Below are 26,595 nucleotides of genomic sequence, written 5' to 3' on the forward strand. Positions count from 1 at the left end.
CTCCCCGTTTTGCATTCGACTATTCTTCGTCGCCATCTTGCATAATGGCGCTGCGTCCTCCGTCCATCACAATGGTGGTGCCGGCGATAAACCCGGCGCGATCGCTGGCAAGAAACAGGCATAAATCACCGATTTCCTCGGGGCGTCCGAGGCGACCGACCGGGTGTTTTTTGACGGTCTTCTCCCGCGCCCGTTGGGCATCGGCATGGGTGTCGAACCAGGCCTGATTGCCTTCGGTATCGATAAAGCCAGGGGCAATGCCCACTGTGCGGATCGTCGGCCCCCACTCGATAGCCAGACTTTGCACCAGCGACAACAGTGCCCGCTTGCTGATGTTGTAGGGCGCACAACCCGGCATAGTGGAGAACGCATGGTTGGAGGTGATCACCAGGATCACGCCATGGCTTTTGGTCAGTGCCGGGCGGGCGCATTTCGCCAGATACCAGTGCGAGCGCAGGTTGAGATCGAAATTATGAGCCCAGTCTTCTTCATCGCAATCAATGCCTTTGAAGACGTTTTTACCGGCGTTGGACACCAGAACGTCGATGCGCCCGCACTGCTGTTCAGCATCGGTGACAAAGCGTTTAATCTCGGCGGTCTGGGTGACGTCGACCGAAGAATAGAAAAAATGCTGTGGGTAGTCGGTCAACAATTGTCGGGCCTGCGGCGCGTTCTCCAGGCTGGGATAGGCACATCCCATCACGGTATCGCCGTTCGCGAGAAAGGATTTGGTGATGGCCAACCCGATACCCTGGCTAGCACCGGTGACGATCGCTACGCGTGTCGATTTGTGGGTTAGCATATCAACCTCCAAAAGGCCGCGATGAGGCGGCCATCCTGGTTACAGAGAGAACTGGCTTAAAAAGCGATCGATCATCTGGTGATCTTCAGCGGTCAGTTGCCAACCGGGGTGGCGGCAGTGATCGGTGGCTATAATGTTGCGTCGATGCAGGATCGTCTTTTCGACCTGAATAATGTATTCGCAGTGGCTCATCCAGCGTTGAATGTAAGGCAATAATGCCTGGTGCAGCTCGTGCGCCTGTTCCGTTTCCCCGGCTTGCCAGTGACGATAAATGCGCAGGTAAACCTCGCTGAACGAGCAACCCGGCATCACGCCTTTGCCGCCCGCCGCCAACATCTGCAACATGTAAAGCCCGGCATAGCCGTTCAGCACGTTGGCCCGGGGGACCAGTTGCAGAAATTCTTTGGTGTAATCCACCGGCGGATTGCATTCAATCTTGAATACCGCATGGGGATAGCGGGCTGCCACGTCAGCCAACTGTTGCGGGGTGATCGGCAACCCGGTTTCCCCCGGCGCGTATTGCACCATCACCGGGATGTCTACGGCTTCCAGAACGGCGAAAATGTGCTGCTGGATCGCCTGCGCACTGGGTTGCAGGAAAAACGGCGGCAGTAGCATCAACGCGTCTGCGCCCAGTTCCTGATAATAACGGGCGCGCTTTACGGCGACTTCGCTACTGTGGTCGGTGACCGAGATAGCACGATACAGCGGGGCACCCGCCAGCTCGCTGATAAATATTTCCGCCAGATGCTCGCGTTCCCGATCCTCGAGTTTCGGGAATTCGCTGGCGATGCCAAACAGCGTCATTCCCTGAACGCCGGTGGCGGCCAGATGCTTTAGCAACTGCGTAAAACTCGGTGGGTCGATCTCGCCATTGGCCTTGAACGGCATGGCGACGATAGGGTTGACCCCTTCAATGTCTATGGCTTGGTAACGGCCCATTATTCCTCCTCCTGATCGGCCAATACGGCACCCTGCGCGGCGGGCAAAGCCCAACGGCGATATAAACGCAGGAAACCACGCGGCACTTCTTTGTCCACTGGCTGCCAGTTTTGACGCCGTTGCGCCAAAAGCGTCTCGCTGACGTGCAGCGTCAGGGTACGTGCGGGAATATCGATCGAGATTTCATCGCCATCCTGCACTAACGCCAGTTCGCCGCCGTCCACTGCCTCAGGCGAGATATGGCCGACAAACAGCCCGCGGTTGGAGCCGGAAAATCGGCCGTCGGTAATCAGGGCGCAGCTGTCGGCCAACCCCATCCCCTCCAGCGATTTCATCGGCTTATACATTTCCGGCATGCCGGGGCCGCCTTTGGGCCCTTCATAGCGCAGGACCAAGGCGCTACCCGGCTTAATTTGACCGGACATGATCGCCTCGACCGACTCCTGCTCGCTGTTGAACACCACGGCAGGGCCCCGAAAGCGCATCAAATTTTCCGGCACGGCCGCAGGCTTCACGACGCAGCCGAGCGGCGACAGATTACCGTGCAGCACGGCGACACCGGCTTCATTGCGCACCGGGATGGCCAGGGTGTGGATGACTTCCGGACGGCGGCTTGGCGGGGTGGTCGCCAGCAGTTCCGCTTTGGTTTTACCGGTGACGGTTAACGCGTTGAGATCGAGCAGTTTGGCAATCTCGACTTCGACTGCCGGTACGCCCCCCGCTTCCCAAAAATCGATCATGTCATGTTCACTGGCCGGGTAGAGTGAGGCGACCAGCGGTACCTGATGGCTCAGCTCATCGAAGACGGACAGCGGCAGGTGACCCAATTCCGCTTCGTAATGAATGGCTTGCAGATGCAGGATGGCATTGGTGGATCCACCGGTTGCCAGCAGGTAGATCACCGCATTGCGGATCGACTCGGCGGTGATGATCTGGCGGGCATTGACGCCGTTCAATACCAGTTCGACTGCGGTGCGCCCGGTTTCAATCGCGCATTCACGCCGCTCGGCTGAAACCGCCGGCAACGTGCTGCTGCCCGGCAGGCTCATGCCGAGCACTTCGCCGATACAGCACATGGTGTTGGCCGTGCCGTACATGGTGCATGAGCCCGGGCCGGGTTCGGCGATATTTTCGATATGGGCAAATTCCGCTTCATCGATTTCGCCGCGCATCTTCCAGCCGATGGCCTCGGTGACGATGTTGCCGTCCCAGTGTTTACCTTTATATTCAGCCGGATACATCGGCCCACCGTTGACCATGATGGCCGGAATATCCAGCCGTGCCGCCGCCATCAGCATGGCGGGAACAATTTTGTCGCAAGAGCCAAGCAACACCATGCCGTCGAAACGATGGGCGCGCATCATGACTTCGATGGAGGCGGTGATCACTTCGCGAGCGGCCAGAATGTAGCGCATGCCGAGATGCCCCTCGGCGATCCCGTCGCAGGGGGCAATGGTGCCGAACACCATGCCGACGCCGCCGGCCTCTTCAATGCCTTGCAATACCTTGGCCGTCAGTTCGTTCAGATTGGCGTGCCCGGCGGTGGCATTGGTATAGCTGTTGACCACGGCGATCACCGGGCGGCGCAGCTGTTCGTCACTGTGCCCCATGGATTTGTATAACGCCCGTTTCAGTGCGCCGTCATCGCCTTCCAGAATAGGGTTGAAATGCGAGCCGCAACCGCCGCTGCCACAGGTTCCACATCCGCTCATAATCAAAATCTCTCAGTGATATTTAAAGGGTCGTCAGCGTCTGGCCGATCAACGTGATGGTGTTGCGTTTCATCGGTCTTTTTAGGGGAGACCAGTTTGGCCGGCAGCATGAAAATCAACGGCGCGCAGAGCAGCAGGAAGCCCGCCAGTATGTACAGGCCGCTGTCGGTTTGGCCGGTTTGGTCTTTCAGCCAGCCGAGCACCGTGGGGCCGAAGAAGCCCGCGAGGTTGCCGAATGAGTTCACCAGCGCGATGCCCGCAGCGGCGGCGGTGCCGGAAAGCAGGGTGCCGGGCAGGCTGATGTAAGTGGGGATCAGCGCCAGGGTGCCGGACATCGCCACGCAAATCCATGTCATCATCCAGAAAGTGGAGCCGCTGCAGTAGGCGCTCAACGTCAGACCGATACAGCCAATCACCGCCGGAATGGCGATGTGCCAGCGACGTTCCTGCTTCAAATCGGAATGGCGGCTGTTCCAGATCATAAAGAGAGCGCCAAAGACGTAAGGCAGGGCTGCCAGCAGGCCGATTTGAACATCGTCGCTGATGCCCGAGGTTTTGATGATGGAAGGCAGCCAGAAACTGACGCCGTAATAACCGACGTTGAAACTGAAGAAAATCAGCGCCAGCAACCAGACATAGCGGTTAGCCAGCATCTCTTTCAGGCTGTGGGCCGCTTTGCCGTTTGCTGCGCTATCCCGGTTGGCACGGTCTTTGGCCAGATCGGTCTGCACGATCTTTTTCTCTTCGGCGGTGAGCCATTTGGCTTCGGCCACGTTGTTATCCAGGTAACGCAGTACCACAAAGGCCAATACGAAAGAGGGGATTGCCTCGACCAGGAACAGCCACTGCCAGTTATGCAAACCGCCGACATTTTCAAACAGCTTGAGGATCAAACCTGACAGCGGGCTGCCGATAATCACCGACAGCGGCGTGACCAGAATAAACAGGCCCAGCGTGCGGGCGGAGCGCCATGAAGGGAACCACAGCGTTAAATAGAACACGATGCCGGGGAAGAAACCGGCTTCGGCCACGCCGAGCAGAAAGCGCAGTACATAGAAGGTGGTTGGCGTGGTGACAAACATCATGGCCGCGGACAGCACCGCCCAGGTGGCCATGATGCGGGCAATCCAAAAGCGCGGCCCGAAGCGTTGCATCAGCAGGTTGCTGGGCAGCTCGAAAATAAAATAGCCAATGAAGAAAATGCCGGCGCCCAGGCCATAGACGGTGTCGCTGAAGCTCAGGGCATCTTGCATATGCAGCTTGGCGAATCCGACGTTAACGCGGTCCAGATAAGCGAAGAAATAGCACAAAATCAGGAAAGGGATCAGACGGCGCGTAATTTTGCCGTACACCCGTGATTCAGCCGCTTGCTCCGCCGTGGGGGTTTCCGTGGTCAGCTTCATGATAGTTTCCTCTGATTTGTTTTTATTCGCCGGGTTATACCGGCGTATTCAAGGAAGGGTTGGCCGTCTTGGGTTGCGGCGGCCTGCCGATGTGGCGCAGGGCAGCACCCTGCATCAGGTTTTTTTCGATGCGTTCAAGGGAGATGTTTTTGGTTTCCGGTACGAAACAGAGCGTCAGAATGATGCAGAGCAGATTGAGCCCCGCGTAAAGCCAGAAGGTACCGGCACTGCCGAGGGTGTCGATCAGCGTCAGGAAGGTGGCGCCGATGATCATGTTGGCAATCCAGTTGGCCATGGTGGAGCAGGTGACGCCAAAATCTCGTCCGGCCAGCGGTTGGATCTCGGAGCACAGCACCCAAATCAGGGGGCCGGCGCTCATGGCAAAACCTATGATAAAGATCAGCAGCACCGTCACTGCGGCGTATTGTTCCGTGGGGTTGCTGATGCCGATATAAAACATATAACCGAGCGTCGCCATGCAGATTGCCATCAGGCTGAAACCGAGTTTCAGGATCGGTTTGCGGCCCCAGCGATCGACCAGCGCGATAGCGATAAAGGTGGCCAGCACGTTGGTCAGGCCGGCCATCACGGTGCACCACATTTGCTCGCGGGTGGTGGCGAAACCGGCGATTTCAAAGATTTTGGGGGCGTAGTACATGATGATCGTCATGCCGGTGAACTGCTGCATAAATTGCAGCAGAACGCCCAGGTAGGTGGAGCGGCGGAAGTGGGGGTTGTGGCGAAACAGCTGCCAGCCGCGTTGCTTCATTTGCAGGCTTTCACGGATTTGGTTGAGTTCGTCGCGAGCCTCGTCATCCGTATTGCGCAACAGTTGCAAGACTTTGCCGGCCAGTTCGCCGCGGCCTTTCATCGCCAGCCAGCGCGGGCTTTCCGGCAGTGTCAGTACGCCGATAAACAACACCAGTGCCGGGAAGGTGATGATACCCAGCATCCAGCGCCAGTGGCCGCCGGCGCTAAAAGCGGTATCGGACAGGAAGGCCGCCAAAATACCGATGGTGATCATCAACTGATAAAGAGAGATCATGCTGCCGCGAATGCGTTCCGGGGCGATTTCCGACAGATACAGAGGCGCCGTGAACGAGGCAATGCCCACGGCCAACCCCAGGATAAAGCGGGAAATCACCAGCACTTCCAGGTTATGGGCCACGGCGCAGCCGACAGAGCCGACGACGAACAATACTGCGCCCAGCAATAAGCTTTTCTTGCGGCCCAGGTGAGAGGACATGGGGCCGCTGCTCAGTGCGCCCAGTGCGGCACCGAACATCATGATGCTGACGACGATTTCTTGCTGCTGGCTGGACAGGCTGAATTCGTGTGCCAGGAACGGCAACGCACCGGCGATCACCCCCATATCCAGGCCGAACAGCAACCCCGCCAACGCGGCAAGGAAGCAAACCTGCAGGGTTTGGCGGTTCGTTTTTGCGGGAATAGATGAATTTTTCATAGCAACACCTTTTTATTCAATGTGTTACATCTATGCTGCGACAGGCGATGGTAAAGTCGCCGTGGGCGAACGGCTATTCCACGCAGTGCTGCCAGGCGGCCTGATAGGCCAGCGCCCGTTGGCGTAACACCGTCAGGCTGATGCCGGGGTGATAGAGCCCACCCCCCAACCCAAAACCGTTGCTGCCCGCCTGGATATAGGCGCGCATCTGCAGGGGATCCGGTTGTATTCCCCCTACCGGCAAGCAAACCAGCTTTTGGGGAAGGACGGCGCGCAGTGCTTTGATGACGGCGGGAGGGATGTTTTCTGCGGGGAAGAATTTCAATCCGCTGGCCCCGGCCGCAAGGGCACTGAAGGCTTCGGTGGGCGTCGCCACACCGGGCAGACTGATCAGATTCAAATAACGAGAATGGCCGATCACTGCGGCGTCGGCATTGGGCGAAATAATCAGTTGCCCACCGGCTTTGGCCACCTCTTCAACCTGCTGGACGTTCAGTACGGTGCCGGCGCCGACATAACCCCTGTCGCCGACCGTTGTTCTGATCAAGCGGATGGAGTCGTAAGGAGTAGGGCTGTTAAGCGGCACTTCCAGGTAGCGGAAGCCGCAGTCGAGCAGGATTTCGGCGACGGGCTGCGCCTCATCAGGGGTGATGCCACGTAAAATGGCCACCAGGGGGAGCGGCTGTTGCTGCCATTGCTGGATGAAAATCTCTGGGCTCATTGTGCGGTTCCTTGCAGTAGGGGATAAAGTTGACTTAATCCGTTGATAAAGCAGCTATCGCCATCCGTGGCGTTCAATGACAGGCCCAACCGCTTCGCCGCCATTTGGTAGCGGGCCACCAGGGCCGGGTTGGCGACCACCCAGAGGGGCTGGTGCGTGGGCAGCGCCTGCAGCTCATAGCCGATGAGCAGGCCGGAAAGGTAGCTGTGTATATTCGCCGGTGCTATTTCACCGCTCAGGCGGCGGGTACGTGCCGAGAAGATCAGATGGCTGAAGGGGGCTCCGGTGCCTGCCGTATCGACCCCGAGCATGAACACCTGAGGGGCCTCCTGTTGCTCCGGCAGAGCGTTACCCAAAATTGAATGTTGGCTGAGCAACGAGAACAGTTCACCGGTCATAAAGGTGGAGAAGTGGCCGATTTCCCCATGATTCAACTGAACGTGCTTGCTGTGGGTGCCGGGCAGGATCGCGAGGCACTGCGCGGCCGGATGTAACCTGGCCAAACCGAGCAATTGCACTTCCTCTCCCCGCATCACTTCGGGCTGCTGGGCCAGCCCCACACCCCGAACGCCGGGAATAATCCACGCGGGGCTACCCCAGGCGGTGGTGAACTTCAGCGCACCGGCCGCCAGCCCATTCGGGCCGCACGGCGGGGTGATATAGGCCACCTCGTGCCAGCCTTGCTGCGAACCCACCATGCCGGCCATGACCAGAGGCAAGGCACCCTGTTCGGCTAACCAGGGTTGCAATAAGGCTTGCAGGGTTTCGGCAAACCGGTTTTTTTCCACCGCAAGCAGCCCGCAGGGTTGGCTGACGCAGGCCAGGCGTTGCTCCCCGCACATTAAAAAAGCGCGGAAGTTAGTGGTGCCCCAATCAATAGCAATCCAGTTATTATTCATTCAAGTAATACAAATCATTCAATCTTGTAATACAAGAATGCTAGAGCGAAAATCGCTCAGGATCTGTGAGGGCGATCGAAATTACAGCAAAGAGGGGTTTTTAGAGGATGTGGTCGAACATTTCCGGCTGCTGGTGCCAGTTGTTCTTTTTGGCCGCGTTGAGCAGAATGACACGCATACGCTGACGCGCATTTTCTACCTGTTTGAAGCGAATGGCCTCCAGTAATTGTTGGTGCTCTTCTACCGCACTCTTGGTCAGCTGGATATCCTTCTCCAGTGTTTGCTGAAACGAGAGCGCCATGGCGGCGGAAAGCGCACTGCCTAATGAATGCAAAAAGGGATTGTGGCTGGCGCCCAGCAACGCGAGATGGAACGCCATATCGCCCTGTTCGAACAGTGTGCGGCTGGCTTGCTGCTGTCCTTGCGACATGAGTTTGCAGGCATCTTCCAGCGCCGCCAGGTCATGGCCGGTGGCGTTAACGGCAGCCAATGCGGCGATATTCGGTTCAAAGATCAGGCGGGTGACCATTAATTGCTCCACCAGTTGTGGGTCGAGACTGCCTTCCGCCAACCAACTCAATACGTCGGGATCCAAAAAGCTCCACTGCTCGCGCGTATTGACCGTGCTGCGTTTCTTGGCCTGAATGGAGATCAGCCCTTTTGCCGCCAGCACTTGCAACGCATTGCGTACCGAAGTGCGTGAAACCGCATACTGCAGCGCCAGTTCGTTTTCCCCCGGTAGCGATAGCCCGGGTGGCAGATCGCCATTGATGATGCGGCGGGCCAAATCTTGCGTCAGGGTTTCCGATATGGTGGTTTGCGCGGTTTTCATCAGTGACTCTCAGGCAATTAAAGCGGCAGTTGCGCCCTATACTAAGCTAAGCCGCGGGTTGGCGGTACCTGCGCCGGTTTGAATGCGGGAAATGCGTGCTTTTTCATGCAAATTTTACCGGTTGAAATTGCATGATTATGTACAATCGCCAATCGGCCCTGATCGGCCTGAATGTTAACCCATTGACAGCATTACTGATGAAAAGTGGGGGATATCATAATTTTCTAATTATGAAATGAATCCTCTGGCGATGATAGGGCGAGCCAGTTACCCTGAACCGATATACCCGTCATACTTGAAGCTGTATCTGTGTTGACTGCGTTCCCTTGCCGCCTTGATACAGCTCCAATTATTTAGGGTAATGAAATCAATTAACAAGAGAGCAAGTATGACTGATTCACCCATCCGCATTGCGATTGCGGGTTCCGGCGGCCGTATGGGCCGTCAATTGATCCAGGCGGTACATCAGGCGCAGGGCGTGGTTTTGGGGGCGGCAGTCTCGCGCCCCGGCTCAAGCCTGATCGGGACCGATGCCGGTGAACTGGCGGGCATTGGCGCGCTGGGCGTGACCGTCAGCGACAGCCTGGAAAAAGTGGCCGGCGATTTCGATATTCTGATCGACTTCACCCGCCCGGAAAGCACTCTGGCATACCTGGCTTTCTGCGTTGAGCATAAAAAAGCCCTGGTGATCGGCACCACCGGTTTTGACGATGCGGGCAAAGACGCGATCCGCGCTGCCGCCCAGCAGATTGGCATCGTCTTCGCCGCTAACTTCAGCGTGGGCGTTAATCTGGTGCTGAAACTGTTGGAAAAGGCCGCGCAGGTGATGGGCGACTATACCGATATTGAGATTGTTGAAGCGCATCATCGGCACAAAGTCGATGCCCCTTCGGGCACGGCTCTGGCGATGGGCGAGGCGATTGCCAGCGCGCTGGGACGCGATCTGAAAGAGTGCGCGGTGTATGCGCGTGAAGGTTATACCGGCGAACGCGATCCGAAGAGCATTGGCTTTGCCACTATTCGCGCCGGCGATATCGTCGGTGAGCACACCGCCATGTTTGCCGACATCGGTGAGCGAGTGGAAATTACGCATAAGGCTTCCAGCCGCATGACTTTTGCCAATGGCGCGGTTAAGGCTGTATTGTGGCTTGTTGGGCACGATAAAGGCCTGTTTGATATGCGTGATGTGCTCAGTCTGGACCAGTTATAATTGATTTATATACCATCGTGATGTGGTTGTATTAATCATAATGCTATGATTAACGGACAATAATTTTATTGTCCTTTTTTTTAACATTGAAAACGTGGTTCTGGTTAGATTATTCCTGTGTAACTGATGTTTGTTGTGGTTAATGCCCGATTATTTGCCCTTTATTCCTGCCAAAGGCAATACCCGCCCTGAAAAACACCTGCACAATTGCGATTTTTTGTCTTTCTGGCTCGCAACCGTTTACTCACCCGAGTTTAGGCATGTTTTTATGGTTGCTGACCCTATTAAACGCCGAGAAGTGCAAAAATAAGAGAAAAAATGGCGCTTTGGGTAGACAAGCGGAGCACTCATCATTAAAATGCGCCCAATTTGCCAAAAATTGACCCTGAGGGCGGTTTTTGCATTGATTTAGATCGCGATATCTGAATTAATATGCAAATATTGTGATTGATTATTCCTTGGAGGGTGTTTTGATTAAGTCAGCGCTATTGGTTCTCGAAGACGGAACCCAATTCCACGGTCGGGCCATCGGGGCAGAGGGTACGGCAGTGGGGGAAGTGGTCTTCAATACGTCGATGACCGGTTATCAAGAAATCCTCACTGATCCTTCCTACTCCCGCCAGATCGTTACTCTTACTTATCCTCATATCGGCAATGTCGGCACCAATGCTTCCGACGAAGAATCCTCCGCTGTACACGCCCAAGGCCTCGTCATTCGCGACCTCCCACTGATTGCCAGCAACTACCGCAACGAAGAAGGCCTGTCTGACTACCTGAAGCGTCACAACATCGTGGCGATTGCCGATATCGATACCCGCAAGCTGACCCGTCTGCTGCGCGAGAAGGGTGCACAGAACGGCTGCATCATCGCCGCCGATACGCCGGACGCCGCATTGGCGTTAGCGAAGGCCAAAGCCTTCCCGGGCCTGAAAGGCATGGATCTGGCGAAAGAAGTCACCACCCAAGAGGCCTACAGCTGGCAGCAGGGCAGTTGGACGCTTGAAGGCGAGATGCCGGAAGCCAAACCGGCCTCTGAGCTGCCGTTCCACGTGGTGGCTTACGACTACGGCGCCAAGCGCAACATCCTGCGCATGCTGGTGGATCGCGGCTGCCGCCTGACGGTAGTGCCGGCACAGACCCCGGCGGACGAAGTGTTGAAGATGGATCCGGACGGCATTTTCCTGTCCAACGGCCCGGGTGACCCGGAGCCATGCGATTACGCCATCACCGCCATCAAGCAATTCCTGGAAACCGACATTCCGGTGTTCGGCATCTGCCTCGGCCACCAGTTGTTGGCTCTGGCCAGCGGCGCGAAAACCGTGAAGATGAAGCTTGGCCACCACGGCGGCAACCACCCGGTAAAAGATCTGGATAACGACTGCGTAATGATCACCGCGCAGAACCACGGTTTTGCGGTGGACGAAAATAACCTGCCGGCCGAACTGCGCGTCACGCACAAATCCTTGTTCGACCACACGGTGCAGGGCATTCACCGTACCGACAAAGCCGCGTTCAGCTTCCAGGGCCACCCGGAAGCCAGCCCGGGTCCACACGACGCCGCGCCGCTGTTCGATCACTTTATCGAACTGATCGAGACTTACCGTTCTAACGCCAAATAATCAGGAGCAGTAAAAAATGCCAAAACGTACAGACATAAAAAGCATCCTGATCCTCGGCGCTGGCCCGATTGTTATCGGCCAGGCGTGTGAGTTCGACTACTCGGGTGCTCAGGCGTGTAAAGCGCTGCGCGAGGAGGGTTACCGCGTCATTCTGGTGAACTCCAACCCGGCGACCATCATGACCGACCCGGAAATGGCGGATGCGACCTACATCGAGCCGATCCACTGGGAAGTGGTGCGCAAAATCATCGAAAAAGAGCGCCCGGATGCCGTACTGCCGACCATGGGCGGCCAGACCGCACTGAACTGCGCGCTGGAGCTGGAACGTCAGGGCGTGCTGGCCGAGTTCGGCGTGACCATGATTGGTGCCACCGCTGACGCGATCGACAAAGCAGAAGACCGTCGTCGCTTCGACGTGGCGATGAAGAAAATCGGCCTGGACACCGCGCGCTCCGGTATTGCACACAATATGGAAGAAGCGCTGGCGGTGGCCGCTGACGTTGGCTTCCCTTGCATCATCCGCCCTTCCTTTACCATGGGCGGCACCGGCGGCGGTATCGCCTATAACCGCGAAGAGTTTGAAGAGATCTGCGAGCGTGGTCTGGACCTGTCTCCAACCAAAGAGCTGCTGATTGACGAGTCGCTGATCGGCTGGAAAGAGTACGAAATGGAGGTGGTGCGCGATAAGAACGATAACTGCATCATCGTCTGCTCGATCGAAAACTTCGACGCCATGGGCATTCATACCGGTGACTCCATCACCGTGGCACCGGCGCAAACCCTGACCGACAAAGAATACCAAATCATGCGTAATGCCTCGATGGCGGTACTGCGTGAAATCGGCGTGGAAACCGGCGGTTCCAACGTGCAGTTCTCGGTCAACCCGAAAACCGGCCGTTTGATCGTTATCGAAATGAACCCACGCGTATCCCGCTCCTCGGCGCTGGCGTCAAAAGCCACCGGTTTCCCGATTGCCAAAATCGCCGCCAAGCTGGCCGTGGGTTATACCCTCGACGAGCTGATGAACGACATCACCGGCGGCCGCACTCCGGCTTCGTTTGAACCGTCCATCGACTACGTAGTGACTAAAATTCCTCGTTTCAACTTCGAGAAATTTGCCGGTGCCAACGACCGTTTGACCACCCAAATGAAATCCGTCGGCGAAGTGATGGCGATTGGCCGCACCCAGCAAGAGTCGCTGCAGAAAGCCTTGCGCGGTCTGGAAGTGGGCGCCACCGGTTTCGACCCTAAAGTGAGCCTGGACGATCCGGAAGCGCTGACCAAAATTCGCCGCGAGCTGAAAGACGCCGGTTCTGACCGTATCTGGTACATCGCTGACGCCTTCCGCGCCGGTCTGTCGGTTGACGGCGTCTTCAATCTGACCAACGTGGACCGCTGGTTCCTGGTGCAGATTGAAGAGCTGGTGCGTCTGGAAGAGCAGGTTGCCGAAACTGGCATCAACGGCCTGACGCAAGAGTTCCTGCGTACCCTGAAACGCAAAGGTTTTGCCGATGCGCGCCTGGCTATCCTGGCCGGTGTTGCCGAGAGCGAAATTCGCAAGCTGCGCCACGGCTATGGCCTGCACCCGGTGTACAAGCGCGTGGATACCTGTGCGGCGGAATTCGCCACCGACACCGCTTACATGTACTCCACCTATGAAGAAGAGTGCGAGTCCAACCCGACCAACGACCGTCCGAAAGTGATGGTGTTGGGCGGCGGGCCGAACCGTATCGGCCAGGGCATCGAGTTCGACTACTGCTGCGTGCACGCCTCGCTGGCGCTGCGTGAAGACGGTTACGAAACCATCATGGTTAACTGTAACCCGGAAACCGTGTCTACCGACTATGACACCTCCGACCGTCTGTACTTCGAGCCGGTGACCTTGGAAGACGTGCTGGAAATCGTGCGCATCGAGAAGCCGAAAGGCGTGATCGTGCAGTACGGCGGCCAGACCCCGCTGAAGCTGGCGCGCGAGCTGGAAGCCGCAGGCGTGCCGATTATCGGTACCAGCCCGGATGCGATTGACCGCGCCGAAGACCGTGAGCGTTTCCAACAGGCGGTACACCGTCTGGGCCTGAAACAACCGGCCAACGCCACCGTGGCAACCATTGAACAGGCGGTAGAGAAAGCGGCCGGTATCGGCTACCCGCTGGTGGTGCGTCCTTCCTACGTGTTGGGCGGCCGGGCAATGGAGATCGTTTACGACGAAATCGACCTGCGCCGTTACTTCCAGAACGCGGTCAGCGTATCTAACGACGCACCGGTGCTGCTGGATCGCTTCCTGGATGACGCGGTAGAAGTCGACGTCGACGCCATTTGCGACGGCGAGCGGGTGCTGATTGGCGGCATCATGGAACACATCGAACAGGCTGGCGTGCACTCCGGTGACTCCGCTTGCTCGCTGCCGGCGTACACCCTGAGCAAAGAAATTCAGGACGTGATGCGTCAGCAGGTTGAGAAACTGGCGTTTGAACTGCAGGTTCGCGGCCTGATGAACGTACAGTTCGCCGTGAAGAACAACGAAGTTTACCTGATTGAAGTCAACCCACGCGCCGCGCGTACGGTGCCTTTCGTCTCCAAGGCGACCGGCGTACCGCTGGCCAAGGTGGCTGCGCGCGTGATGGCAGGCAAAACGCTGGCTGAGCAGGGCGTAACGGAAGAAGTTATCCCGCCTTACTACTCGGTTAAAGAAGTGGTGCTGCCGTTCAACAAATTCCCAGGCGTCGACCCGATTTTGGGGCCGGAAATGCGCTCTACCGGGGAAGTGATGGGCGTGGGGCGTACCTTCGCGGAAGCCTTCTCCAAGGCGATGCTCGGCAGCCAGTCAGGCATGAAAAAGCAGGGCCGTGCGCTGCTGTCGGTGCGTGAAGGCGATAAAGCCCGGGTAGTGGATCTGGCGGCGAGCCTGTTGAAACAGGGCTTTGAACTGGATGCCACCCACGGTACCGCGGTGGTACTGGGCGAAGCGGGGATTAACCCGCGCCTGGTCAACAAGGTGCATGAAGGCCGTCCGCACATTCAGGACCGTATCAAGAATGGCGAATACACCTACATCGTCAACACCACGGCCGGTCGCCAGGCGATTGAGGACTCCAAGCTGATTCGTCGTAGCGCGCTGCAGTACAAGGTGCATTACGATACGACCCTGAACGGCGGCTTTGCCACCGCGATGGCGCTGAAGGCGGATCCGACCGAGCAGGTTACCTCGGTGCAGGAGTTGCACGCACGCATCACCAAGTAATTTGATGACGTCGTAATCCCCAGGGCGCTGCCATTGCAGCGCCCTTATTTTTTTAACTTGTTCAGTGAATTTGTTGTCTTGAATTAGAAATTTCCGCTATCAATCATTCAGCAAACTGTCACCCTGTGTGATTGGTATATGCTTCATGTATTGGCATGGAACGAAGGAACGACAACAACAATGATTCTGATTATTTACGCCCATCCGTATCCCCGGCATTCGCATGCCAATCACCGTCTGTTGCAGGCGGTAAAGGATATTCCCGAGGTGGAAGTCCGCTCGCTGTATGAGCTATACCCCGACTTTAATATCGATATCAACGCCGAGCAGCGTGCGCTGGAGCGTGCCGATTTGGTGGTGCTGCAGCATCCAATGCAGTGGTACAGCCAACCGCCGTTGCTGAAATTGTGGATCGACAAGGTGCTGGAGCACGGCTGGGCCTATGGCCACGGCGGAGATGCCCTGGTGGGCAAAGATGTGCTGTGGGCGGTGACCAGCGGTGGCGATGAGCACCATTTCGAGCTGGGCGATTACCCTGATTTTGCCGCTCTGGGGCAGCCGCTGCAGGCGACAGCACTGTATTGCGGCATGAACTGGCAGCCGTATTTTGCCGTGCATAACACCTTTACCTGCAATGAACCGGCGCTGATTGCCGCCGGGGAAGCCTACCGCCAACGGCTGGTGGCCTATCTGATGGAACACAGCGAACCCGCGGGTCAGGGAGTCGAGCATGGATAATCACCAGATGATGATTGAGGGGCTGATCTATTTGGGATCGGCCGCGTTGTTCGTGCCGCTTGCGGTGCGGCTCGGCCTGGGTTCGGTATTGGGCTACCTGATTGCCGGCTGCATTATTGGCCCCTGGGGGCTGAAATTGGTCTCCGATGCTGAGTCGATCCTCACCTTTGCCGAGATTGGCGTGGTGCTGATGCTGTTTATCATCGGCCTGGAGTTGGATCCGAAACGGCTGTGGACGCTACGCGCCTCGGTGTTTGGCGGCGGTATTATTCAGATGGCGGCGTGCGGACTGGCGCTGAGCGCCTTTTGCTATTTCCTGGGATTGAACTGGAAGGTGGCGCTGCTGATTGGCCTGACGCTGGCGCTGTCCTCCACCGCCATCGCCATGCAGGCGATGAGCGAGCGTAACCTGACGCCGTCGCCGATTGGCCGCAGCGCGTTCGCCGCATTGTTGTTTCAGGATATCGCGGCGATCCCGCTGGTAGCGATGATCCCCTTGTTGGCCAGCAGTGGTGCCACCACCACGTTGGCGGCGTTTTCCCTGTCAGCGGCCAAGGTGGTGGGCGCGCTGGCGATAGTGGTACTGCTCGGGCGCTATGTGACCCGACCGCTGCTGCACTTTGTCGCCCGCTCCGGCATGCGTGAGGTTTTCAGCGCCGTGGCGCTGTTCCTGGTGTTCGGTTTTGGCATCCTGCTGGAAATGGCCGGGCTGTCGATGGCGATGGGCGCCTTCCTGGCCGGGGTACTGCTGGCAAGCTCCGAATATCGCCACGCCCTGGAAAGCGATATTCAGCCGTTCAAAGGGCTGTTGCTCGGGTTGTTCTTTATCGGTGTCGGCATGTCGATCGACTTTGGCACCCTGTTCCATCATCCGCTGCTGATCGCCTCGTTACTGCTGGGCTTTATGCTGATCAAGGCGGCGCTGCTGTGGCTGATTGGACCCTGGCTTGGGGTGCCGAAACGCCAGCGCGGGATGTTCGCGATTTTACTGGGGCAAGGCAGTGAGTTTGCCTTTGTGATTTTCGGCGCGGCGCAACTGGCCGGGGTATTGCCGCCGGACTGGGCCAAATCGCTGACACTGGCGGTTGCCCTGTCGATGGCAGCGACGCCGTTGCTGCTGGTGGTGGCGACACGGCTTGAGAAAAACGCGCCGAAAGATGAGCGTCCGGCGGATGTGATTGATGAAGAGAATGCCAGCGTGATCATTGCCGGGTTTGGCCGCTTCGGCCAGATAGCCGGCCGTTTACTGCTGGCCAACGGCGTGCATACCGTGGTGTTGGATCATGATCCGGACCATATTGAAACGCTGCGCAAGTTCGATACCAAGGTATTTTACGGTGATGCCACGCGGGCCGATCTGCTGGAGGCCGCAGGCGCTGAACATGCCAAGGTGTTGATTAACGCCATCGACGATGTAGAGGCCAGCTTGCAATTGACCGAGTTGGCCAAGCGGCATTTCCCGCATCTGAAAGTGGTGGCGCGAGCGCGCGATGTCGATCACTGGTATCAGTTACGTCAGTTGGGCGTGGAAAAGCCTGAGCGCGAAACCTTTGAAAGCTCGCTGCGGATTGGCCGCGAAACGCTGGAGTTGCTGGGGCTGGACGCCTATGAGGCCCGGGAGAAAGCGGATACCTTCCGCCGCTACAACCTGAAAATGCTGGAGGACACGTTGGAGAATTATCAGGATACCGAATTCCGCGTTGCCAGCCTGCAGCGGAACAAAGAAATGCTCAGTGCCGCCATCGAGCAGGATCAAGATCGGTTGGCTCGGGTGCCGCAGAGTGGTTGGCGTGGCAGTATCGATGGCAAAGCGCCGGAAGAGGAAGTGGTGGAAGCCAAGGGATAACTTTAACGGGCGCAGCGCCAGGCTGTGCCCGTTATGACCTGAGTTAACTCAACGCCACCTTGATACCCAGGGCAATCAGCATGCCGCCCAGCAGTTTGTCGACGACCTTTTGCGTCTTCTCCAACCCACGACGTACCGGTCCACTTTGGATCAGGAACACCAGCACCGGCCACCAGAGTGCGGACAGGCCAAGAATGATCCCCGCGTACCACAGTTTTTCGCCCAAACCGGAGTTGATCTGCAACACCTGAGTGAACACCGCCAGGAAGAACAGCGTGGCTTTCGGATTGAGCAGATTACACAGATAGCCCTGCACAAAGGCGCTTTTCAGGCTCACTTGCTGCTGCGGCAGGTTGCTGACGTTCATCTTGCTGCCGCTGCGCGATAACAGCGCCTGAATACCGACCCAAATCAGATAGACCGCACCGGCATATTTCAACACGTTGAACAGCCATGGCGTGGTGGTGATCACCACCGCCAACCCGGCGACGCAGTAAGACATGTGGGTGGCGACGCCGCAGATCACGCCGAAGGCGGTCATCATGGCGGCCAGGCGCGGGTAGCGTGCGGCGTTCTTGATCACCAGGAAAAAATCCGGGCCGGGTGACAGCATACCCAGTGTGGCGATGCCGGCAACAAACAGCGAAGTTTCAAGCATGATTTGACTCTCTGCACAAAAGGCGTAATAGGGGCGATAATAACGCCACGTCCCCTGATGCGCATCAACCAAATGAGGTAATGTTTGGCAATATGATGAACATTCACTCAGGGATCACGACGGAGCATCATGCATCAGACAACCCGCACAGACCTGCCGGAACCGCAGCGGCAGCAGCGTGAAATTACCCGCCTGTGCATTCAGTGCGCTTTGCTGCTGTTACAGCACGGCGCCGAGAGCACGGTAGTGGAGCAGTTATCGACCCGGCTGGGCATGGCGCTGGGGATGGACAGCGTTGAAAGTTCGATCTCGGCCAATGCGGTAGTGCTGACGACCCTCAGCCACGGCGAGTGTCTGACCACCACGCGCAAGAACGTCGATCGCGGCATCAATATGCAGATGGTGACGGAGGTGCAGCATATCGTGATTTTGGCGGAGCACCGGCTGGCGGATGTGCACGACGTGGCCCGGCGTTTCGAGAAAATCCGCCCGTTGCGCTATCCACGCTGGCTGGTCGTGCTGATGGTGGCGCTGTCATGTGGCTGTTTCAGCGTGTTGAACGGGGGTGATCATAAGGCCTTCGCCGTGACCTGCATTGCCAGCGGTCTGGCGATGTCGGTACGCCAGGTGCTGACGGCGCGCCACATGAACCCCTTGATCAACTTTTGCCTGACGGCCTTTGTCGCAACTTCGGTTTCCGGCCTGTTGCTGCGGCTGCCGATGTTCAGCCAAACCTCTACCGTGGCGATGGCCGCCAGTGTGTTGCTGCTGGTGCCTGGTTTCCCGCTGATTAACGCAGTGGCCGACATGTTCAAAGGCCACGTCAATACCGGGCTGGCGCGTTGGGCGATGGCCAGCCTGCTGACGCTGGCGACCTGTATCGGGGTAGTGATGGCGATGTCGCTGTGGGATCTGCGGGGGTGGTCATGAGTCTGCTCTGGGCTTTATTACAGGATATGCTGCTGGCGGCGGTGCCGGCATTGGGCTTCGCCATGGTATTCAACGTGCCGCTGCGCGCACTGCGCTACTGTGCGCTGTTGGGGGCGATCGGCCACGGCTCGCGCATGCTGATGATGCATGTGGGAATGAACATTGAATGGTCATCGCTGCTGGCCGCGATCCTGATTGGTATCATTGGCATTTATTGGTCGCGCTGGTTGCTGGCGCATCCTAAGGTGTTTACCGTGGCCGCGGTGATCCCGATGTTCCCTGGTATCTCCGCTTATACCGCGATGATCTCCGTGGTGGAGATTTCGCACTTGGGTTACAGCGAGGCGTTGATGGCCACCATGATGACCAACTTCCTCAAGGCCTGTTTTATCGTCGGTGCATTATCGATCGGGCTGTCGTTACCCGGGCTGTGGTTATACCGCAAACGTCCCGGCGTTTAAGGGTTATCGACCGCGAATTTTGGACATTAGATATACTGATAAGAGCTATCTTATATATTCATATTGCTTGATTAGGCTATCGACGGCCGTTAGGGCTTTACGTATAGTGTGAGCAATTTTGCTGCCTACACAGGGTTTAACAATGATTATCAGCCTGATCGCTGCCTTGGCGGCGGATCGCGTTATTGGCATGGAAAACGCCATGCCCTGGCACCTGCCGGCGGATCTCGCGTGGTTTAAACGTAACACGCTGAATAAACCGGTTATTATGGGCCGTAAAACTTTTGAGTCCATTGGTCGTCCGTTACCGGGCCGACATAATATCGTGTTAAGCAGCCGTGCCGGCGGTGAAGCCGGGGTGACCTGGGCGACCTCACTGGACGACGCGCTGGCCGCAGCCGGTGATGTGGAAGAAGTGATGGTGATGGGCGGTGGGCGTATTTATACCCAGTTCCTGGCGCGTGCCGATCGCATGTACCTGACGCATATCGATGCCGAAGTCGGTGGCGATACCCATTTCCCAGACTATGAGCCGGACGAATGGGAAACCTCGTTCAGCGAGTTCCACGATGCCGACGAATTGAATTCTCACAGCTATTGCTTCGAGATCCTGGAACGCCGTTGATGGTCGGGCGTTAGTGATAGTCTTCTGAGGGCGCAAGAGATTGCGCCCTTTGTCTTTTTGCAGCCACCTCCCCCCTGACTTTTTGCTGTAACATTTTCGTCACACTTCCTGATTAATATGAAGCCCAACTCTGAGCGCCCCGGCAACTCTGGTGAATCTCGATCGCGGCGCCATATTAAAAAAGGAAATAAACCCATGACGACCAAAATTGAGCAATTAGATGCCGACCGCCTGACCGATCCCGCCCGTCGTAAGCTGCTGCTGGGCAGCGCCGGTGCCGTTGGCCTGGCCGGTTTCCTGGGGGGCGGTATCTGGACGGTGTCTGCCCAGGCGCTGGCAGAGGACTTGCCGCCGAACAAGCTGCTGGGCTTTAAAGGCATTGCGGCCTCAACCGCCGATGAGGTGGTGATAGCGCCGGGGTATCGCGCCGAGGTGTTGATCTCCTGGGGGGAGCCTCTGGTTGAGGGGGCCGCCGCTTTCGACCCACAAGGCAATAACAGCGCAGCCGATCAGGAAAAGCAGTTTGGCGATAACAACGATGGCATGAGCTTCTTCCCGATCGATGACAACCACGGCGTAATGGCCATCAACAACGAATACGTCAACGAGCAGTATTTGTTTGCACACGGCGGCAGCAAGGCCACCAGTCTGGAAGATGTGCGCAAGTCGCAGGCCGCACACGGTGTTTCTATCGTGGCCGTGCGTCGCGCGGGCGACAGCCAGCGTTGGGAAGTGGAGCGCCCGTCGCGCTATAACCGCCGGATCACCGCCAACACCGAAATGCAGTTCAGCGGCCCGGCCGCCGGGCATGCGCTGCTGCAAACGGTGGCGGATCCTACCGGCCGCAAGGTGCTGGGCACCTTCGGTAACTGCGCTAACGGGAAAACTCCTTGGGGCACTTATCTGACCTGCGAAGAGAATTTCGATACTTATTTCGGCACGCACCAGGCCGACTATAAAACCACGGCGGAGCAAAAGCGCTATACGCTGAAAGTCAACGAACCGGAGCGTAACTGGCCGGATTACGACGAACGTTTTGACGTGGCGAAGAACCCGAATGAATTCAACCGTCACGGCTGGATCGTCGAAATCGACCCGATGAACCCGACTTCGACGCCGATCAAACACACCGCGCTGGGCCGCTTCAAACATGAAAATGCCGCCGTGACCGTGGCCAAAGATGGTCGTCTGGTGGTTTATATGGGAGACGACGAGCGTGGTGAGCACATCTATAAATACGTTTCCAAAGGCGTGGTTGACGTGGCAAACCCAGCCAACAACCGCAGTCTGTTGGACGAAGGCACCTTGTATGTCGCTCAGTTTGAAGGTGACGCCGGCGGTACACCGCTGAAAGGCACCGGGCGCTGGATAGCGCTGGAGTTCGGTAAAAACGGTCTGACACCGGAAAACGGCTTTCGCGACGAAGCGGAAGTGTTGATCTTCGCCCGTAAGGCGGCGGCGCAGGTGGGGGCTACCAAGATGGATCGACCGGAATGGATCGCCGTCAACCCGCATGATGGGCGCGCCTACTGCACGCTGACCAATAACAGCAAACGCGGTGAAGAAGGCATGCCGTTGAATGCGGCAAACCCGCGACCGAATAACGTCTACGGCCAGATTATCCGTTGGGATGAAGGCGGCGATGCCACGGCGGCGGCGTTCACCTGGGATATTTACGCGCTTTGCGGTAACCCGATTGCTCATCCGGAAGGGGTGAATCGCGGCACGCCCAATATCACGGCAGACAACACTTTCAACAGCCCGGACGGGCTGGGGTTCGATAAATCCGGCCGCCTGTGGATCCTGACCGACGGCAAATACAGTAACAAAGGCGACTATGCCGGGCAGGGGAACAACCAGATGCTGGTGGGCGACCCGCAGAGCGGCGAGATCCGCCGTTTTATGGTCGGGCCGAAGTCGTGTGAACTGACGGGCATAACCTTCACCCCGGATTACAAGACGATGTTCGTCAACGTCCAGCACCCGGGCGAAGAAGGCGATTCCCATTTCCCGAACAATAGCCCACGCCCGCGCTCGTCAGTGCTGATGATTACGCGTGAAGACGGTGGGGTGATCGGGGCTTAAGAAGAAAACAGCGGGGGCGATATTGATCGCCCCGACTGGATTATGACGCGACCTGTCGGTGCACGCTGTCTGGCAGGTCACTGCGGTGGGCCGGCTGGGTAAAGTATTGCCGGTCTTCCCAGCGCAACAGGGTCAGATCGCCTCCCCAGCAACAGCCGGTATCGAGGCCAATAATACCTGCCGGTGTACCTTTGCCTTCCAACGAAGCCCAATGGCCAAAGACAATGCTGTAATCGGCATCGACCAATCGCGGCAAATCAAACCAGGGTTTCAGTGGCGCAGGCGCGGTGCCTGGCGCATCTTTGCAGATCATGTCGAGTTGACCGTTCGGGAAGCAGTAACGCATGCGCGTCAGGGCGTTGGTGCTGAAACGCAAGCGTGCCAGCCCGCTCAGTTCCGGGCTCCAGTTGTTCGGCATGTCACCGTACATGGCGTCGAGGAACAGAGGGTAGCTGTCGCTGCTCAGTACGGCTTCCACTTCACGGGCGCAAATTTGTGCGGTTTCGATGTCCCACTGCGGCGTGATGCCGGCGTGCGCCATCACCAGTTTGAGTTGGTCATCCACCTGCAGCACCGGTTGGCGGCGCAGCCAGTTGATCAGCTCATCGGCGTCCGGGGCTTCCAGCAGCGGCGTAATGCGATCTTTCGGTTTGTTGCGACTGATGCCGGCATAAACGGCCAGCAGATGCAGATCGTGATTGCCCAGCACCATGCGTACCGCCGGACCGAGCGAACGCACATAGCGCAGCACGTCCAACGAACCGGGGCCGCGAGCCACCAGATCGCCGGTCAGCCACAGTTGGTCATGCTGAGGATCGAAAGCGACCTGAGCCAATAGCGACTTCAGTTCATCAAAACAGCCATGAACGTCGCCGATAAGATATGTCGACATAATCAGTGGATCAGCGTTGGAATAGCTAAGCGGAACACGGGAATAGCGGTCTGGAACGGTTGACCCTGATGATCAACCATTTCGTAATGGCCTTCCATGGTGCCCAGCGGCGTTTCAAGAATGGCGCCGCTGGTGTATTGGAATTCGCCCCCGGGCGGAATGAGCGGCTGTTCGCCGACTACGCCTTCGCCCTGAACTTCGGTCTGGCGGCCATTGCTGTTGGTGATCAGCCAGTAACGGCCGAGCAGTTGCACGTTGAAACGCCCCAAATTGCGGATGGTGATGGTATAAGCGAAGACGTAACGTTCTTCCTCAGGTATCGACTGTGATTCCACATAGACACTTTGCACCTGAATACATACGCGAGGCGAATCAATCATGACCTACTCCTTATTGCTGCGGCGCGGGATTGGCTGAAAGCCAGTTAGCCAGCTTACAGTACTGCGCCACAGAAATATTTTCTGCTCTAAGTATCGGATCGATACCCAATTCCGTCAGTTGCTCTGGCGTGAACAGGTCACCCAGGCTATTGCGGACTGTTTTCCGGCGCTGGTTGAACGCCTGAGTCGTAATGCGGCTCAGCATGCGCACGTCACCCACCGGGTTTGGGTTCACCTTGTGCGGGACCAAACGTACCACGGCGGAATCCACTTTCGGCGCCGGAGTGAACGAAGTGGGTGGCACTTCCAGCACCGGGATCACGTTGCAGTAGTACTGCGCCATCACGGTTAAACGCCCGTAGGCTTTGCTGTTCGGGCCGGCAACCAGACGGTTGACCACCTCTTTTTGCAACATAAAGTGCATGTCGCGAATGGCCTGAGTATAGCTGAAAAGGTGGAACATCAGCGGCGTAGAAATGTTGTACGGCAGGTTACCAAACACGCGCAGCGGTTGGCCAGCCTGTTCAGCCATTTCGGCAAAGTTCACCGTCATGGCATCTTGCTGGTGAATGGTCAGTTTATCTTTCAGCTGCGGGTGATTCGCCAGGCGGGCCGCCAGATCGCGGTCCAGCTCAATCACCGTCATGCGGTCCATGCGTGCGCCGACCGGCTCGGTCAGTGCGCCCAGGCCGGGGCCGATTTCAACCACCGCTTCACCCGGCATAGGGTGAATGGCGGAAACAATGCTATCGATGACAAACTGATCGGTTAAAAAGTTCTGTCCAAAGCGTTTGCGGGCAAAGTGCCCTTGGTGGACTTTATTATTCATTACAATTAATTATCATTTTAATGGCGAGATTCAAGGCCGTTGTGAAACTGCCCGCATCGGCGGTGCCGGTGCCGGCCAGTTCCAGAGCGGTACCGTGGTCGACCGAGGTACGGATAAAAGGCAAACCGAGGGTAATATTTACCGCTCGGCCGAACCCTTGGTATTTTAGCACCGGCAGACCCTGATCGTGATACATCGCCAGCACCGCATCCGCATGTTGCAGATACTTGGGCTGGAACAGGGTGTCCGCCGGCAGCGGGCCGATCAGATGGATGCCTTCAGTCCGCAGCGCGTCGAGCGCCGGGATAATGGTATCTATCTCTTCGCGCCCCATATGGCCGCCTTCTCCCGCGTGCGGGTTCAGGCCACAGACATATATCTGCGGCTGGGCGATGCCAAATTTGGTTTTCAGATCATGGTCGAGAATGCGGATGACTTCGAACAGGCTTTGACGGGTGATGGCACCAGGCACCGCCAGTAAAGGCAGGTGAGTGGTCGCCAGCGCCACGCGCAGCTCTTCGGTTGCCAACATCATCACCACGCGATCGCAACCGCTGCGATCGGCAAAAAATTCGGTATGGCCGATAAAAGGCACACCGGCGTCGTTGATCACGCCCTTGTTCACCGGGCCGGTGATCAACGCAGCGAATTCGCCGTTTAGGCAACCGTCGCAGGCTCGCGCCAGGGTTTCCACCACGTAAGCGCTGTTGCCCACGTTCAGCTCACCCGCCACCACGGCATGTGCCGTCGTGACCGGCAATACCGTCAGCGTACCCGCACGCTGTGGCTGAGCGGGTTGCTGCGGCTGATAGGTGCGCAGCTGCAGCGGCAGGTTCAACTGCCGGGCGCGCTCAAGCAACAAGGCCGGATCCGCGCACACCACCAGTTCAACAGGCCAATCCTGTTGCGCCAGCGCTGCCACTAAATCCGGCCCAACCCCGGCAGGCTCGCCGGGGGTGATTACGATACGATTATTGTTGTGCATTACCGTCAAGGATCTTCACGTAAGCCTGAGCACGTTGTTCCTGCATCCAGGTCTGCGCTTCTTCGGCAAACTTGCGGTTGAACAGCATGCGGTAAGCGCGATCTTTCTGCGCCGCATCGGTTTTGTCCACCTGACGCGTATCCAGCAACTGGATCAGGTGCCAGCCGAAGGAAGAGTGTACCGGTTGGCTGACTTCGCCTTTACTCAGCTTCATCAATGCGTCGCGGAAGGCCGGATCGTAGATGTCTGGAGAAGCCCAGCCCAGATCGCCGCCCTGCAGCGCTGAGCCCGGATCCTGAGAAAGCTGTTTGGCTTCATCAGCAAACTTGGCGCGGCCGCTCTTGATGGCTTCGGCTACCTCTTGCAGCTTGGCGCGTGCCTGGTCATCGGTTAGCACGACAGAAGGTTTCAGCAGAATGTGGCGAGCATGAACCTCGGTGACCGACACCGACTGGTTGGCGCCACGAATATCATTCACTTTCAGAATGTGGAAGCCTACGCCGGAACGGATCGGCCCAACCACGTCGCCTTTTTTGGCGTTAACCAGTCTTTCGGCAAACAGGGTAGGGATTTCCTGCAGCTTGCCCCAGCCCATGTTGCCGCCTTTCAGCGCCTGGGAATCGGCAGAGTAGGAGATCGCCAGCTTGCCGAAGTCGGCGCCGCCGTTGATTTCGCCCATCAGCTGTTTAGCCAGGGCTTCAGCATCGTCAACCTGCGCCTGCGACGGGTTTTCCGGCAGCGGGATCAGGATGTGGCTGATGTTCATTTCGGTATCGCTGCCGTTTTGAGCGCCAACCTGAGTCGCCAGTGAGTCCACTTCCTGAGGCAGGATAGTGACGCGGCGGCGAACTTCATTGTTACGCACTTCACTGATCAGCATTTCTTTGCGGATCTGTGCACGGTAAGTGTTGTAGTTCAGGCCTTCATACGCCAGACGGCTGCGCATCTGATCGATGCTCATTTTGTTCTGCGCGGCGATGTTGCCGATGGCTTTGTCCAGATCGGCGTCGGAAACGTTGATCCCCATTTTCTTGGCCATCTGCAGTTGGATGTTATCCATAATCAGACGTTCCAGGATCTGGTGACGCAGGGTTTTGTCATCCGGTAACTGCTGGCCGGCCTGTTGGGCATTGAGCTTCACCGACTGCAACAGGGTGCTTACGTCGCTCTCAAGTACCACACCGTTATCCACGACGGCGGCGACTTTATCCACTTCTTGGGGTGCTGCGAACGCGGTATTGGCGCAAACCACCAATCCGAGAATAAGCGTTCTCCAGTTCTTCATACATTTCCCATTCTGTAATCCGCAAATGCGGGTGA

General features: G+C 57.4%; 23 protein-coding genes. 9 read left to right on the plus strand and 14 right to left on the minus strand.

Going from position 1 to position 26,595, the window contains the following annotated elements; genetic code table 11:
• Positions 1 to 19 precede the first annotated feature (19 nt).
• The 8 genes from ACGS9J_RS18165 to ACGS9J_RS18200 form a co-directional block, all read right to left on the minus strand.
• Entirely contained in the window at positions 20 to 802 is a 783-nt protein-coding gene (locus ACGS9J_RS18165) for an SDR family NAD(P)-dependent oxidoreductase (protein ID WP_442232216.1), read from the minus strand.
• A 39-nt stretch (positions 803 to 841) separates the two neighbouring features.
• Positions 842 to 1,744, minus strand: a complete 903-nt coding sequence (locus ACGS9J_RS18170; protein ID WP_442232217.1) for a dihydrodipicolinate synthase family protein — start codon at positions 1,742 to 1,744, stop codon at positions 842 to 844.
• On the minus strand, positions 1,744 to 3,456 hold the full coding sequence (gene ilvD, locus ACGS9J_RS18175) for a dihydroxy-acid dehydratase (protein WP_442232218.1): 1,713 nt from the start codon (positions 3,454 to 3,456) through the stop codon (positions 1,744 to 1,746). The genes ACGS9J_RS18170 and ilvD overlap by 1 nt, the downstream gene beginning before the upstream one ends.
• A gap of 2 nt (positions 3,457 to 3,458) precedes the next feature.
• The gene (locus tag ACGS9J_RS18180) at positions 3,459 to 4,859 is read right to left on the minus strand and encodes an MFS transporter (RefSeq protein ID WP_442232219.1); all 1,401 of its coding nucleotides are present in this window, start codon (positions 4,857 to 4,859) and stop codon (positions 3,459 to 3,461) included.
• A gap of 34 nt (positions 4,860 to 4,893) precedes the next feature.
• Positions 4,894 to 6,324, minus strand: coding sequence for a sugar porter family MFS transporter (locus ACGS9J_RS18185; protein WP_442232220.1), 1,431 nt, complete (start codon positions 6,322 to 6,324; stop codon positions 4,894 to 4,896).
• Between the two features lie 73 nt (positions 6,325 to 6,397).
• The gene (locus ACGS9J_RS18190) at positions 6,398 to 7,045 is read right to left on the minus strand and encodes a 2-dehydro-3-deoxy-6-phosphogalactonate aldolase (protein WP_442232221.1); all 648 of its coding nucleotides are present in this window, start codon (positions 7,043 to 7,045) and stop codon (positions 6,398 to 6,400) included.
• A complete protein-coding gene (locus ACGS9J_RS18195) occupies positions 7,042 to 7,944 on the minus strand; it encodes a 2-dehydro-3-deoxygalactonokinase (RefSeq protein ID WP_442232222.1) in 903 nt (300 codons plus the stop codon). The genes ACGS9J_RS18190 and ACGS9J_RS18195 overlap by 4 nt, the downstream gene beginning before the upstream one ends.
• A gap of 100 nt (positions 7,945 to 8,044) precedes the next feature.
• The gene (locus tag ACGS9J_RS18200) at positions 8,045 to 8,776 is read right to left on the minus strand and encodes a FadR/GntR family transcriptional regulator (protein WP_442232223.1); all 732 of its coding nucleotides are present in this window, start codon (positions 8,774 to 8,776) and stop codon (positions 8,045 to 8,047) included.
• A gap of 388 nt (positions 8,777 to 9,164) precedes the next feature.
• Between ACGS9J_RS18200 and dapB the strand changes: the two genes are divergently transcribed.
• The 5 genes from dapB to kefC all read left to right on the plus strand — a co-directional run bounded on the left by dapB (position 9,165) and on the right by kefC (position 17,430).
• The gene (dapB, locus tag ACGS9J_RS18205; protein WP_442232224.1) at positions 9,165 to 9,986 is read left to right on the plus strand and encodes a 4-hydroxy-tetrahydrodipicolinate reductase; all 822 of its coding nucleotides are present in this window, start codon (positions 9,165 to 9,167) and stop codon (positions 9,984 to 9,986) included.
• Positions 9,987 to 10,456: 470 nt separating this feature from the next.
• The gene (gene carA / locus ACGS9J_RS18210) at positions 10,457 to 11,605 is read left to right on the plus strand and encodes a glutamine-hydrolyzing carbamoyl-phosphate synthase small subunit (RefSeq protein ID WP_442232225.1); all 1,149 of its coding nucleotides are present in this window, start codon (positions 10,457 to 10,459) and stop codon (positions 11,603 to 11,605) included.
• Between the two features lie 16 nt (positions 11,606 to 11,621).
• Entirely contained in the window at positions 11,622 to 14,846 is a 3,225-nt protein-coding gene (gene carB, locus ACGS9J_RS18215) for a carbamoyl-phosphate synthase large subunit (protein WP_442232226.1), read from the plus strand.
• A 180-nt stretch (positions 14,847 to 15,026) separates the two neighbouring features.
• A complete protein-coding gene (gene kefF, locus ACGS9J_RS18220; protein WP_442232227.1) occupies positions 15,027 to 15,584 on the plus strand; it encodes a glutathione-regulated potassium-efflux system oxidoreductase KefF in 558 nt (185 codons plus the stop codon).
• Entirely contained in the window at positions 15,577 to 17,430 is a 1,854-nt protein-coding gene (kefC, locus tag ACGS9J_RS18225; protein ID WP_442232228.1) for a glutathione-regulated potassium-efflux system protein KefC, read from the plus strand. Before kefF ends, kefC begins: the two co-directional genes overlap by 8 nt.
• A gap of 43 nt (positions 17,431 to 17,473) precedes the next feature.
• Here kefC and ACGS9J_RS18230 read toward each other — a convergent pair whose 3' ends face one another.
• Positions 17,474 to 18,088 (minus strand): LysE family translocator, encoded by a 615-nt coding sequence (locus tag ACGS9J_RS18230; RefSeq protein WP_261427618.1) that lies wholly within the window; start codon positions 18,086 to 18,088, stop codon positions 17,474 to 17,476.
• Positions 18,089 to 18,217: 129 nt separating this feature from the next.
• Here ACGS9J_RS18230 and ACGS9J_RS18235 point away from each other — a divergent pair, with 129 nt between their 5' ends.
• From ACGS9J_RS18235 to ACGS9J_RS18250, 4 genes are all read left to right on the plus strand, one after another.
• Complete coding sequence (locus ACGS9J_RS18235) at positions 18,218 to 19,018, plus strand: threonine/serine ThrE exporter family protein (protein ID WP_442232229.1); 801 nt, start codon at positions 18,218 to 18,220, stop codon at positions 19,016 to 19,018.
• Positions 19,015 to 19,479 carry a threonine/serine exporter gene (locus tag ACGS9J_RS18240; protein WP_020825172.1) on the plus strand — a complete coding sequence of 155 codons (465 nt, stop codon included), beginning with the start codon at positions 19,015 to 19,017 and terminating at the stop codon, positions 19,477 to 19,479. The genes ACGS9J_RS18235 and ACGS9J_RS18240 overlap by 4 nt, the downstream gene beginning before the upstream one ends.
• A gap of 142 nt (positions 19,480 to 19,621) precedes the next feature.
• Positions 19,622 to 20,104 (plus strand): type 3 dihydrofolate reductase, encoded by a 483-nt coding sequence (folA, locus tag ACGS9J_RS18245; protein ID WP_442232230.1) that lies wholly within the window; start codon positions 19,622 to 19,624, stop codon positions 20,102 to 20,104.
• A gap of 195 nt (positions 20,105 to 20,299) precedes the next feature.
• Positions 20,300 to 22,189: a PhoX family protein gene (locus ACGS9J_RS18250; RefSeq protein WP_442232231.1), complete on the plus strand. Its 1,890-nt coding sequence runs from the start codon at positions 20,300 to 20,302 to the stop codon at positions 22,187 to 22,189.
• Positions 22,190 to 22,229: 40 nt separating this feature from the next.
• On the opposite strand, the gene apaH is transcribed toward ACGS9J_RS18250, so the two are convergent.
• Genes apaH through surA form a run of 5 tightly spaced genes read right to left on the minus strand, consistent with a single transcriptional unit; the run spans position 22,230 to position 26,560 of the window.
• Positions 22,230 to 23,081 carry a bis(5'-nucleosyl)-tetraphosphatase (symmetrical) ApaH gene (gene apaH / locus ACGS9J_RS18255; protein WP_442232232.1) on the minus strand — a complete coding sequence of 284 codons (852 nt, stop codon included), beginning with the start codon at positions 23,079 to 23,081 and terminating at the stop codon, positions 22,230 to 22,232.
• A gap of 2 nt (positions 23,082 to 23,083) precedes the next feature.
• Positions 23,084 to 23,461: a Co2+/Mg2+ efflux protein ApaG gene (apaG, locus tag ACGS9J_RS18260; protein ID WP_012005174.1), complete on the minus strand. Its 378-nt coding sequence runs from the start codon at positions 23,459 to 23,461 to the stop codon at positions 23,084 to 23,086.
• A 10-nt stretch (positions 23,462 to 23,471) separates the two neighbouring features.
• Positions 23,472 to 24,290 (minus strand): 16S rRNA (adenine(1518)-N(6)/adenine(1519)-N(6))-dimethyltransferase RsmA, encoded by an 819-nt coding sequence (rsmA, locus tag ACGS9J_RS18265; protein WP_262240587.1) that lies wholly within the window; start codon positions 24,288 to 24,290, stop codon positions 23,472 to 23,474.
• Positions 24,283 to 25,275 carry a 4-hydroxythreonine-4-phosphate dehydrogenase PdxA gene (gene pdxA / locus ACGS9J_RS18270; RefSeq protein WP_442232233.1) on the minus strand — a complete coding sequence of 331 codons (993 nt, stop codon included), beginning with the start codon at positions 25,273 to 25,275 and terminating at the stop codon, positions 24,283 to 24,285. Before pdxA ends, rsmA begins: the two co-directional genes overlap by 8 nt.
• Positions 25,262 to 26,560, minus strand: coding sequence for a peptidylprolyl isomerase SurA (surA, locus tag ACGS9J_RS18275; RefSeq protein ID WP_442232234.1), 1,299 nt, complete (start codon positions 26,558 to 26,560; stop codon positions 25,262 to 25,264). The genes pdxA and surA overlap by 14 nt, the downstream gene beginning before the upstream one ends.
• Positions 26,561 to 26,595: the final 35 nt, after the last annotated feature.

It is taken from the genome of Serratia quinivorans (assembly GCF_052113645.1).
Classification (GTDB): Bacteria; Pseudomonadota; Gammaproteobacteria; order Enterobacterales; family Enterobacteriaceae; genus Serratia; species Serratia quinivorans_B.